The sequence below is a fragment of the Streptomyces sp. NPDC002754 genome, from assembly GCF_053592315.1.
Window position 1 is genome coordinate 324,313 of record NZ_JBSFVM010000001.1, and the last position, 11,724, is coordinate 336,036.

Here is an 11,724-nt window from a genome sequence, read left to right on the forward strand (position 1 = left end):
ATCCTTGCCTCAAAGGGGAGTTGACCCCATAGGGTGCGGGCTCTACGTTGCCGCCGAGCACCAGGGCTCCCAGGGGGACACCCATGCGTTGCACGCGTCGCACACTCACCGCTGTCGCCGCCATGCTGCTGCTCGCCGCCACCGCTGCCTGCGGCTCCGGCTCCGACAGCCCGAAGTCCGAATCCACCGGAACCGGTGGCACCACGAAGCTCAAGGTCGGCATCATCCCGATCGTCGACGTCGCGCCCCTGTACCTCGGGCAGAAGAAGGGCTTCTACAAGGAGCAGGGCCTCAGCCTGGCCATGACCATGGCGCAGGGCGGCGCGGCGATCGTGCCGGGCGTGGTCAGCGGCCAGTTCCAGTTCGGCTTCTCGAACTCCACGTCGCTGATGGTCGCCCAGTCCAAGGGCGTCCCCGTCAAGGTCGTCGTCAACGGTGTCGGCTCGACGGGCAAGCAAGGCGCGGACTTCGGCGCGGTCGTCGTGAACAAGGACAGCCCGATCAAGTCCGCCAAGGATCTCGAGGGCAAGAAGGTCGCCGTCAACACGCTCAAGAACATCAATGACACCACGGTCCGCGAGTCGGTCCGCAAGGGCGGCGGCGACCCCTCCAAGGTGAAGTTCGTCGAGCTCGCCTTCGACCAGATGCCCGCCGCGCTCGACAAGGGACAGGTCGACGCGGCCCAGGTCGTCGAGCCGGCCACCGCCACCGTCAAGGCGCAGGGCGGCCGCGTGATCGCCTCCAACTACGTGGACACGGCGCGCAAGTTGACCGTCGCGATGTACTTCTCGTCGAATCAGTACGTGGCTCAACACCCGGACACCGTCAAGAAGTTCAACGCCGCCACCCAGAAGTCCCTCACCTACGCCAACGCGCACCCCGATGAGGTCCGGGACATCGTCCGCACCTACACGAAGATCCCGCAGGCGACGCTCGACAAGGTGACACTTCCGGCCTGGCCCGCGCAGTGGAACCGCCCGTCGCTCGACACCCTCGCCAAGCTCGGCAAGCAGGACGGCCTGTTCGAGAAGACCCCCGATCTCAACACGCTGCTGCCGTGATCTCCGCGGTGCCCGGCCTCCTGGGACTTCTCGTGTGCGCGGCGCTGTGGGAGGTGGTGCCGCGCCTCGGCCTGGTCAACCCCGACTTCCTGCCGCCCTTCACGACCACGCTCAACGCCCTGCGCGGCGAGCTCGCCGACGCCGCCTTCTGGGCCGCGCTCGGCGACACCCTCACCGGCTGGGCCCTCGGCCTCGCCCTCGCCACCGCGGGCGGCGTCCTCGCAGGCCTGGCCATCGCCACGGTCCCGTACCTTCGCGCGCTCACCGCGTCCACCATCGAGTTCCTGCGCCCCATCCCGTCCGTGGCGCTCATCCCGCTCGCGATCCTGCTCTACGGCACGGAGCTGCGCTCGGTCCTGCTGCTCGTCGTCTACGCCGCGTTCTGGCAGGTTCTCGTGCAGGTGCTGTACGGGGTGCAGGACGTGGACCCGGTCGCCGACGACACGGCGCGCGCCTTCGGCCTCGGCACGTGGGCGCGCGTGCGGCACGTCGTGTGGCCGACGGCGCTTCCGTATGTGATGACGGGGGTGCGGCTCGCCGCCTCCGTCGCGTTGATTCTCGCCATCACCGTCGAACTCGTCATCGGGGCACCGGGGTTGGGGCACCGGATCAATGTCGCGCAGAGTTCCCAGGCCGTCCCGGACATGTACGCGTTGATCCTTGTGGCCGGCTGCCTGGGCGTATTGATCAACACTGGAGCGCGGTTCGTGGAGCGCCGCGCCCTGTCCTGGCACCAGTCCGTACGGGCGGAGGCCCCGGCGTGAGCCGCACACTCCGCGCCCTGCGCGCCACCGCCCTGGCCGTGGCCCTGCCCTGCGTCCTGGTCGCCATCTGGTGGTTCGCCTCCGACGGAAGCACCAGCTTCTACGCGCCGCCCCTGCGCACGATCCTGTCCCGCTTCGACGACACCTGGACACCGGACCGGCTCCAGGACGACGTCCTGCCCAGCGTGCTGCGCCTGCTCGCCGGATACGCGGCCGCGGGCGTCGTCGGCGTGGCGCTCGGCGTCGTCATCGGCTCCTCGCGCCGCACCCGCGCCGTGTGCGAGCCCGCCCTGGAGTTCCTGCGTGCGGTGCCGCCGCCCGTCCTGGTCCCGGTCATCATGCTGTTCGCGGGCATCGGCGACACGATGAAGATCGCCGTGATCGCCTCCGGCTGCGTCTGGCCGGTGCTGCTCAACACGGCCGCGGGCGTACGCGCCGTGGACCAGGTCGCCGCCGAGACGGCCCGCTCGTACGGCATCGGGGGAGCGGCCCGGCTGCGGCACCTGGTGCTCCCCGCCGCGAGCCCGCAGATCTTCGCGGGCCTGCGCCAGGCCCTGTCCATCGGCGTCATCCTCATGGTCATCAGCGAGATGTACGCCTCCAGCAGCGGCCTCGGCTTCGCCGTCGTGGAGTTCCAGCGCTCCTTCGCCGTACCGGAGATGTGGACCGGAATCCTCGTCCTCGGCCTGCTCGGTGTGGTGCTCGCGCTGCTGTTCCGGCTCGTCGAACGGCGGGCGCTCGGCTGGTACCACGGATCGCGCGGGGCGCGGCGAAAGGAGGGAGGCGGCGGTGCTTGAGGTCACGGGACTGCGCAAGCTCTACGAGGGCTCGGGCCGGCAGGTGGAGGCGCTGCGCGATCTGACGTTCCGCCTCGACGCGGGCGAGCTGGTGTGTGTCGTCGGCCCCTCCGGCTGCGGCAAGACGACGCTCCTGAAGTGTGTCGCCGGGCTGCTGCGGCCGACCGCTGGATCGGTCGCCCTGGACGGAGCGCCGGTGACGGGCCCGCGGCCCGGCCTCGCCGTCGTCTTCCAGGAGTACGGGCGCAGCCTCTTCCCGTGGATGCGGGTCGCCGAGAACGTCGAACTCCCGCTCAGGCAAAGGAAATCGATCCCCAAGGCGGTCCGCCGCGCACGCGTCGCCGAGTCCCTCGAAGCGGTCGGCCTCGCAGGCGTCCACCGCGCCTACCCGTGGGAACTCTCCGGCGGCATGCAGCAACGGGTCGCCATCGCCCGCGCGTTGGCGTACGAGCCGGAGGTGCTCCTGATGGACGAGCCCTTCGCCGCCGTCGACGCCCAGACCCGCGCCGACCTGGAGGACCTGGTGCGCAGACTGTGGCGGGAGCGCGGGATGACGGTCCTGTTCATCACGCACGACATCGACGAGGCGGTGTACCTGGGGGAGCGGGTGCTGGTCCTGAGCGCGTCGCCGACCGTGGTCCTGGAGGACGTGGCCGTCGAACTCCCGGTGAAGCGCGACCAGTTGACGACCCGAGCCGACCCGCGATTCACGGCACTCAGGAGCCGGGTCCTCGAGCAGATCCGCGAGGGCGGGGGCGCGGGCGCCACCGAGCCCCAGGACCGGGTCACGAAGCCCTACGGGTAACCGAGGGTTACCGGCAAGTACCTCGTCCGCTTTCCCGCTCGGGCCCCCAAATGCCTTAACGTGTGGCCGTGGACAGTCAGGGTGAGCGGGCGGTTCGGCTGCGCCTGACCGGGGCCGCGGCCCTCGCCGCAGTATCGGGAGTGGCAGGCGCGTGGGCGTACGCGCGCAGCGGCGCGTCCGCGGGCGATCTCGTACGGGACCTCGCGGTGGGCTGGGCGTACGTGGTCGCCGGCATCGTCGCCTGGCGGCGCAGGCCCGCCAACCACACGGGGCGCCTGATGGTGCTCGAAGGCGTCACCTGGTTCTTCGGCAACCTCCAGGGCACCGCCGTGCCCGCGCTCTTCGCCTTCGGTGCCTGGTGGGAGGCGCTGAACATGGCGATCCTCCTGCACCTCGTCCTGTCGTTCCCCGAGGGCCGCCTCACCACGGTCCTCTCGCGGCGCCTGGTCCAGTTCGCCTACGGGCTCGTCGCCGTCGGCGGATTCGTGCGCACGCTCCTGTTCGACCCGGCGACCCAGGCCGGGGCGACGTACCTGGACTGCCGCGCGTGCGGCCCGAACCTGCTGCACGTGCCCGCCTGGGACAGTCTCTTCGGCCCGTTCGACGCCGCGTACCACGCGGCGGGCTGGGGACTCTCGGTCGTCGCCGCCGTCGCGATCGTGCTGCGCTGGCGCAACGCGTCCGCCGCCCGCAGGCGCGCCCTGCTGCCCGCCTGGATCGGCATCGGCGTCGCCGTGGTGTTCCTCATGTGGGACATGCTCTTCTACGTAGTGCCGTGGCTCGGCGGCGTCGACTCGGTGGCCGAACAGGCCGTCTACTTGTTGTCCGACCTCGCCCAGGTCGCCGTCCCCTTCGCCTTCCTCGCGGGGCTGCTGCGCATGCGCCTTCAGCGCGCCGAGGTCAGCGGGCTCGTCATCGACATCGGCACCGACTCCGACCCGGCGCGGCTGCGCGAGGCGCTGGTGCGCGTCCTCGGCGACCCGACGCTGCGGCTCGGCCTGTGGAACGAGCGGCGCGGCGGGTACGTCGAGGCGGCGGGGCGCGAGATCGGCGAGGACGGGCGGCCGGGCCGCACCCCGGTCGCCGCAGCCGACGGCCGCCCGCTCGCCCTGCTCCACCATGACCCCGCGCTCGACGAGGACCCCGAACTCCTGCAGTCCGTGGCGGCCGCCCTGCGCCTCGCCCTGGAGAACGTCTGGCTGCGCACGCGCGCGAAGGATGTCGCCACCCGCATCGTGGCGGCAGCCGACGCCGAGCGCGGCCGCCTGGAGCGCGATCTGCACGACGGCGCGCAGACCCGCCTCGTCTTCGCCCTGATGTCCGTGCGCCGCGTGCAGAAGGGCCTCGCGGACCACCCGGACGCTGCGCTGCGCGAGGCCGCCGACGAGGCCGAGGCCGGTGTGCGGCACGCCATCGAGGAACTGCGCGGCATCGCCCACGGCATCCACCCCGCCGTCCTCACCCGCGAGGGCCTCGCCGCCGCGCTGAGCGAGCTGGCCGAGGAGGCCACCGTGCCGGTCGTCGTCGCGGCCGAGTCCCGCCGCTACGACCCGCTCGTCGAGTCCACCGCGTACTTCACCGTCTGCGAGGCCCTCACCAACGCGGCCAAGCACGCGGAGGCCCGCGCCGTCAGCGTCTCCGCCCGGCACCACGAAGGACGCCTCGTGGTGGAGACCGTGGACGACGGCGTCGGCGGCGTCGACCTCGCGCGCGGCACCGGCCTGCGCGGCCTGGCCGACCGGCTCGCCGCCGTCGACGGCGTACTGCACATCCACAGCCCCGCCGGGGGCGGAACCAGAATCAGGGCGGAGCTTCCGTGCGGGTGATCGTCGCCGAGGACTCGGCACTGCTTCGGCTGGGGATCGTACGACTGCTGACCGACGAGGGCATCGAGGTGGCCGCCGAGTGCGGCGACACCGCGCCGCTGCTCGCCCTGGTCGCCGAGCACACCCCGGACGCCGTGCTGCTCGACATCCGTATGCCGCCCACCCATACCGACGAGGGTCTGGTCGCGGCGGCGGCCGTGCGCGCGGCGCACCCCGGCACCGGCGTGCTGCTGCTGTCCCAGTACGTGGAGACGACCGCGAGCGTCCGCGCGCTCGCCCAGCGGCCCGAGGGGTTCGGCTACCTCCTCAAGGAGCGCGTCGCCGACGCCGAGGAGCTGAGCGGGGCGCTGAAGCGCGTGGCGGCGGGGGAGACCGTCGTCGATCCGCTGGTGGTGGCCCGCCTCATGGACATGCCGCGTCCGCGGGGGCCGCTCGACGAACTCACGGGACGCGAGCGCGACGTGCTCGCGCTGATGGCCGAGGGGCGCTCCAACGAGGCCATCGCGAACAAGCTGGTCATCGGCGGCAAGACGGTCGAGACCCACGTCCGCAACGTCTTCGCCAAGCTCAGCCTGGAGTCGGACCCGGCCGAGCACCGCCGCGTCATGGCAGTGCTGCGCTTCCTGCGCGGCTGACCCCGCGCCCGCCACCCACGGGTGGAAGAGGTTCCGGCTACCCGCTCCGTCGGACGACGCGCTACCCCCGTAGCCCCCGTACTTCCCCCGTACGTCGTCCGCGGAGCGGTGCCGGACCCCCACAGTAGGCGGACCGACCGGCGGGGACATCAGGGTCAGCCCTGAGATCCGGAAGTGACCCAGGGCACATACCGTCCGGTCGGGTCCCGGGCGTAGAGTCCCCCCAGGAGGACAAAACTAGCGGCGCTAATTTACCGCTTCGGCGCCCTCCCGACCTGGTCCACCGCCGAACCAGCAGTCAGTAGTACGGAACGGAGCGCTACCCGATGGCCACTCTCTCGCTCGCCGCGATCCTCGCCGACAACGCCCGCCGGTACCCCGACAAGACGGCCCTCGTCGCGGGCGAACTGCGCAGCACCTTCGCGGAGTTGTGGCTCCAGGTCCGCAAGCAGGCCGCCGCCCTCGCCGACCTCGGCGTCCGCCCCGGCGACAAGATCGCCCTCATGGCGCCCAACACCGCCGAGTTCCCGCACGCCTACTACGCGGCCATCGCGGCCGGCGCCGCCGTCGTCCCCGTCCATCTGCTCCTGTCGGCGTCCGAGGTCGAGCACGTCCTCAAGGACAGCGGCGCGACGCTCCTGCTGTGCCACCCGGCGCAGGCGAAGACGGGCGAGGCGGCCGCCGACGCCGTCGGCATCCGCACCGTCGCCCTCGGCGCCGAAGGCGAGCTGGAGAAGCTCACGCACGACGCCGAGCCCATCGCCACGTACGCCACCCGCGACGCCGACGACCCGGCCGTCGTCTTCTACACGAGCGGCACCACAGGCGTCCCCAAGGGCGCCGTACTCAGCCACTTCAACCTCGTGATGAACGCGACCGTCGAGGCCTTCGACTGCAACGAGCACAGCCCCGACGACATCGTCCTCGGCGCCCTGCCCCTCTTCCACGCCTTCGGCCAGACCGCCTCCATGCACGCCACCTGGCGGGCCGGCAAGACGCTCGTCCTCATGCCGCGCTTCGACGCCGCCAAGGCCATCGAGCTGATGATCCGCGAGCACATCACGGTCTTCCAGGGCGTGCCCACCATGTACGTGCACCTGCTCACGGCGGCCGAACAGGCGGACACGATGCCGAAGTTGAGGGTCGCCGTCTCCGGCGGCGCCTCGCTGCCCGTCGCGGTCCTCGAACGCTTCCAGGAGCTCTTCGGCGCCCCCGTCCACGAGGGCTACGGACTGAGCGAGACCTCACCCGTCGCCGCCGTCAACCAGCCCTGGTACGGCGCGAAGGCGGGCACCATCGGCCACTCCATCTGGGGCGTCGACGTCGAGGTCGCCCGCGCCGAACTCGACGACCGCATTGAACTCCTTCCCACCGGCGAACTCGGCGAGATCGTGGTCCGCGGCCACTGCGTGTTCTCCGGCTACCTCGGCCGCCCCGAGCAGACCGCGGAAGCCCTCGTCGACGGCTGGTTCCGCACCGGCGACCTCGGCACCAAGGACGCGGAGGGCTACCTGCGGATCGTCGACCGCAAGAAGGACGTCATCATCCGCGGCGGCTACAACGTCTACCCGCGCGAGGTCGAGGAGGTGCTGATGCGCCACCCCGACATCGACCACGTCGCCGTCATCGGCCTGCCCGACGAGGTGCACGGCGAGGAGGTCTGCGCGGTCGTCGTGCTCAAGCCGGACACCACGCTCGACGCCGCCGAACTCACCACGTGGTCCAAGGAGAACCTGGGCAAGCACAAGTACCCGCGCCGCGTGGAGTTCACCGACCGGCTGCCGCTCGGCCCGAGCATGAAGGTCCTCAAGCGCGAACTGCGGGAGACGTACGCGGGTTGAGAGGTACGGGAGTTGGGGGCGCCGTGCGCCGGGCCCCACCGGCGTGGTGAAACGTAACCCGTATCACCATGCGGCGCCCCTGACGCCCGACAGGTAGTTGCGTCTAGCATCTGTCCTCGCCATGCACGACATATTCGGGATCACACCCTGGGAGTTCTCCGCCCTGGCCGCCGCGGCCATGGTGGTGGGGTTCTCCAAGACGGCTGTCAGCGGCGCCAACACGGTCAGCCTCGCGGTCTTCGCCGCGATCCTGCCCGCACGCGCCTCCACCGGAGTGCTGCTCCCCATCCTGATCTGCGGCGACATCCTCGCCGTGCTCACCTACCGGCGGCACGCCCACTGGCCCACCCTGTGGCGCCTGTTCCCCGCCGTCGGCGCGGGCGTGGTCCTCGGCACTGTCTTCCTCGGCTTCGCAGGGGACGGGGCGGTACGGATGTCGATCGGCGTGATCCTGCTCGTCATGGCGGGGGTGACCGTCTGGCGCCGCAAACAGGCAGCCGCCGCTGCCGCCGCCGAGCCGACGCCGACCCGCGCGGCCCGCGTCAAGGCGGGCTCGTACGGGGTGCTCGGCGGCTTCACCACCATGGTCGCCAACGCGGGCGGCCCCGTGATGTCCATGTACTTGTTGTCGGCGGGTTTCAAGAAGCTCGGCTTCCTCGGCACCTCCGCGTGGTTCTTCCTCATCGTGAACTCCGCGAAGGTGCCGTTCAGCGTGGGCCTCGGCCTCATCGACCGCCGCTCACTGCTCCTGGACGCGGCGCTCGTGGTCTTCGTCGTGCCGGGCGCGATGATCGGCAGGGCCTGCGCGAACCGCATCAACCAACGCCTCTTCGAGCAACTGGTCATCGCGGCGACAGTCCTCGGCGGCCTCCAACTCCTGCTGAACTGACGCTTGAAGAGACCCGCCCCTTACACGGGAACCGGCTACATGGGAACCAACTACATGGGAACCAGCGCACGCTCCGAGCCCGACTGGCTCGTCAGCCCCTGCGCCATGTCCTCGGCGAGCAACCGCTTCGCGATCGAGTCGACCGCGATACGCAGTTCCGCGTTCGCGGGGCGTCCGACATCGGCCTCGACCTTCTCGCTCAGCCAGTCGCCCCAGGCCCTGTTGATGACCTTCGACTCCCGGTGCCCCGCCTCGGTGTGCGAGAAGAACGCGTCCGTTCGCGTCAGATAACCCTCGTCGACCATCCGCTGGAACACCGGCACCAGCACCTCCGGCGGAAGCCTGCGGCGCGCCGCGATCATCCCTAGGGTCGCGTGCCCGACCATCCGCGTGAAGAAGTCCACCTGCATCACGGCCCACGCGCCCGCGACATCGAGCCGGGTCTCGGATCGCTCCAGGATCTGCCGCGCGGTGTTCAGGTTCGCCTCCTTCACCAGGTTCGCCACGGCCCGCTGGAGCACATGCGAGGAGTCGCCGGTCGAGGGCTGCGCGAAGCCCTCACCCATGTCGGCTGAGCCCGCGCGCGCGGTGTCGCGCAATTGCACCTGCTTGAGGAACAGCGCCACCAGGAACCCGATGAGCGCCACCGGCACCGTGCACAGGAACACCGTGTGCAGCGAATCCGCGTACCCGTTGACGATCGGCTCGCGCGCCGCCTGAGGCAGGCTGTGCAGGCCCTGCGGGCTCTGTGCCGCCTTGGTGAGCGCCTCAGGAGCGATCCCGGTCCCGGCCTGCGCCGCTTCCGCCACGCCCTGCTTCAGGTTCGTCCCCAGGCTGTTGGCGTAGATCGTGCCGAACACGGCGGTCCCGAACGAGCTGCCCAGCGTACGGAAGAACGTGACACCGGAGGTCGCGGTGCCCAACTCCGCGTAATCGACGGTGTTCTGCACGGCGATCGTCAACACCTGCATGCACAGGCCAATGCCGAGCCCCAGCACAAACATGTACAGGGACTCGAGCCACGTACTGGTCGAACTGTCCATCAGGGACAGCAGATACAGACCGAGCGCCATCACCAGCGCGCCCACGATCGGGAAGATCCGGTACTTCCCCGTCTTGCTGACAACATTGCCGGAGAAGATGGACGCGATCAACAGACCGATCACCATCGGCAGGGTGCGTACACCCGAGATGGTGGCCGAGTCCCCGTCCACGTACTGCAGATACGTCGGCAGGAACGTCATTGCGCCGAGCATCGCGAAGCCCACGACGAAGCTGAGGATCGAGCAGACCGTGAACACCGGGTTGCGGAACAGATGCATCGGCAGCATCGGTTCCTTGGCCCGCATCTCCACCCAGCAGAACAGCCCGAGCGCGACGAGGCCGCCGACGAAGAGCCCGATGATGACGCCCGAGCCCCACGCGTACTCGTTGCCACCCCAACTGGTCCCAAGAATCAGGGCGCTCGCCCCGACCGCGACGAGCGCGATGCCGAGATAGTCGATGATCGGCTTCGCCGCCGACTTCACCACCGGAATCGTCCTGGCGGCGGCAATGACGACGACGATCGCGATCGGTACGTTGACGTAGAACGCCCACCGCCACGTCAGGTGGTCCGTGAACACACCGCCGAGCAGCGGCCCGATGACGGTCGACACACCGAACACGGCACCGATCGCACCCTGGTACTTCCCCCGCTCGCGCAGCGGAATCACATCCGCGATCAGCGCCATCGCCGTCACCATCAGCCCGCCTGCACCGATGCCCTGCAGCGCCCGCCAGGCGATGAGCAGCGACATGTTCGTGGACAGGCCGCACAGGAATGAGCCGGTGATGAAGATGATCGCCGAGAGCTGGAAGACGATCTTGCGCCCGAACATGTCGCCGAACTTGCCGACGAGAACCGTGGCGACGGTCTCCGCGAGCAGATAGGCCGTCACGACCCAGGACATGTGCGCCGCGCCGCCCAGGTCCGAGACGATGGTGGGCAGCGCCGTACCGACGATCGTCTGGTCCAGCGCGGCCAGCAGCATGCCGAGCATGATCGTCCCGAAGACGACATTGCGACGCCGTCTGTCGAGAACCGGTGGAGCCGCCGCCTCGGCGGCCGGCGGCGGGGCAGCTTCTTCGGTGGTCGTCACTCTCGCAGCGTCACATCGGGCCTCGGGCGGCGCATGTGGGTGGGGGCCGGACTGGTGACGTGCGCTTGGCGGGGTGGAGGGGGAGGTGGGTGGCTGGTGCGTTGCGGTGGAGGGGGAGGTGGGTGCCCGGGACCCTGGGCTGGAGGAGGGGCGATGGTTGGCACGCCGCGACGGAGGGGGACGCGGGTGCCCGGGACCCCGGGCTGGAGGGGACGTGCGTGCCCGGCGCCCCGCGTCAGGTCAGGTGCGGCGCGACGGAGGCGGCATCCACGGGGCCTCCGCTCCGCTCCACCTCGTCGGCCAGCCCCTGCGCCCACCGCACCAACGCCGCCGTATCCAGCCCCGCCGGCGCGACGCCCTGCCACGCCGCGATGCCCTCCGCGCCGCGGCGCAGCAGCCGGGCGCCCCCGGTTGCGTTGCCACGCGCCGCGTGCGTCAGCCCCACCGCGGTCTGCGCGAGGGCCCGCCACAGCCCACGCTCACCTTCCGGCCCCGACTTCCACGCGTCCTCGAAGACCTCGTGCGCGTGGAACGGCCGCCCCGAGTCGAGCAACGCCTGCGCCTCCGCGACACTCTGCGCGGCCGTCCGCACGACCCCTTCCGGCTGCCGCTCGACACCGGGCTTGCCATAGGGGAGCGGCCGACCTAGCCCATCCCGGGGACGGGCATTGCGCGCCCTCCCCTCCTGGTCACGGTCCCGTTCACCGTCGCGCGAAGTACTCATGCCCCAATTCTCGCGCAGCCGCCCGCGAGCCCGCACAACCGGTTTCAAACCACCCCTGAGCTTGGGGTATTGTTCTTCTTGTCGCCGCCGAACGGGCCTGAGAACACCGGGCCGAGGCAGTGGACATCGGGACGTGGCGCAGCTTGGTAGCGCACTTGACTGGGGGTCAAGGGGTCGCAGGTTCAAATCCTGTCGTCCCGACAAGTTCGAACGATCGAACGTCGCAGGTGAAGGGCCGTTT

At 70.5% G+C, this 11,724-nt stretch carries 10 protein-coding genes and 1 tRNA gene; 9 read left to right on the plus strand and 2 right to left on the minus strand.

Annotation, left to right across the window (positions count from 1 at the left end; translation table 11 throughout):
* The first annotated feature begins 83 nt into the window (after positions 1–83).
* The 8 genes from ACWD2L_RS01655 (at position 84) to ACWD2L_RS01690 (ending at position 8,618) form a co-directional block, all read left to right on the plus strand.
* On the plus strand, positions 84–1,061 hold the full coding sequence (locus ACWD2L_RS01655; RefSeq protein ID WP_351337617.1) for an ABC transporter substrate-binding protein: 978 nt from the start codon (positions 84–86) through the stop codon (positions 1,059–1,061).
* The gene (locus ACWD2L_RS01660) at positions 1,058–1,825 is read left to right on the plus strand and encodes an ABC transporter permease (RefSeq protein ID WP_351337615.1); all 768 of its coding nucleotides are present in this window, start codon (positions 1,058–1,060) and stop codon (positions 1,823–1,825) included. Before ACWD2L_RS01655 ends, ACWD2L_RS01660 begins: the two co-directional genes overlap by 4 nt.
* The gene (locus tag ACWD2L_RS01665; RefSeq protein ID WP_351337612.1) at positions 1,822–2,622 is read left to right on the plus strand and encodes an ABC transporter permease; all 801 of its coding nucleotides are present in this window, start codon (positions 1,822–1,824) and stop codon (positions 2,620–2,622) included. The genes ACWD2L_RS01660 and ACWD2L_RS01665 overlap by 4 nt, the downstream gene beginning before the upstream one ends.
* Complete coding sequence (locus ACWD2L_RS01670; protein ID WP_351337610.1) at positions 2,615–3,427, plus strand: ABC transporter ATP-binding protein; 813 nt, start codon at positions 2,615–2,617, stop codon at positions 3,425–3,427. Before ACWD2L_RS01665 ends, ACWD2L_RS01670 begins: the two co-directional genes overlap by 8 nt.
* A 68-nt stretch (positions 3,428–3,495) precedes the next feature.
* A complete protein-coding gene (locus tag ACWD2L_RS01675; RefSeq protein ID WP_351337608.1) occupies positions 3,496–5,253 on the plus strand; it encodes a sensor histidine kinase in 1,758 nt (585 codons plus the stop codon).
* Positions 5,250–5,888 (plus strand): LuxR C-terminal-related transcriptional regulator, encoded by a 639-nt coding sequence (locus tag ACWD2L_RS01680; RefSeq protein WP_451187710.1) that lies wholly within the window; start codon positions 5,250–5,252, stop codon positions 5,886–5,888. The genes ACWD2L_RS01675 and ACWD2L_RS01680 overlap by 4 nt, the downstream gene beginning before the upstream one ends.
* Positions 5,889–6,214: 326 nt before the next feature.
* Complete coding sequence (locus tag ACWD2L_RS01685; RefSeq protein WP_351337606.1) at positions 6,215–7,729, plus strand: long-chain-fatty-acid--CoA ligase; 1,515 nt, start codon at positions 6,215–6,217, stop codon at positions 7,727–7,729.
* A gap of 121 nt (positions 7,730–7,850) precedes the next feature.
* Positions 7,851–8,618, plus strand: a complete 768-nt coding sequence (locus ACWD2L_RS01690) for a sulfite exporter TauE/SafE family protein (protein WP_351337604.1) — start codon at positions 7,851–7,853, stop codon at positions 8,616–8,618.
* A 50-nt stretch (positions 8,619–8,668) separates the two neighbouring features.
* Here the strand turns inward: ACWD2L_RS01690 and ACWD2L_RS01695 are convergent, their stop codons facing one another.
* Complete coding sequence (locus ACWD2L_RS01695; protein WP_351337602.1) at positions 8,669–10,759, minus strand: MDR family MFS transporter; 2,091 nt, start codon at positions 10,757–10,759, stop codon at positions 8,669–8,671.
* A gap of 235 nt (positions 10,760–10,994) precedes the next feature.
* Positions 10,995–11,483 carry a DUF309 domain-containing protein gene (locus tag ACWD2L_RS01700; protein WP_351337600.1) on the minus strand — a complete coding sequence of 163 codons (489 nt, stop codon included), beginning with the start codon at positions 11,481–11,483 and terminating at the stop codon, positions 10,995–10,997.
* Between the two features lie 127 nt (positions 11,484–11,610).
* Here ACWD2L_RS01700 and ACWD2L_RS01705 point away from each other — a divergent pair.
* Positions 11,611–11,684, plus strand: a tRNA-Pro gene (locus tag ACWD2L_RS01705).
* Positions 11,685–11,724: the final 40 nt, after the last annotated feature.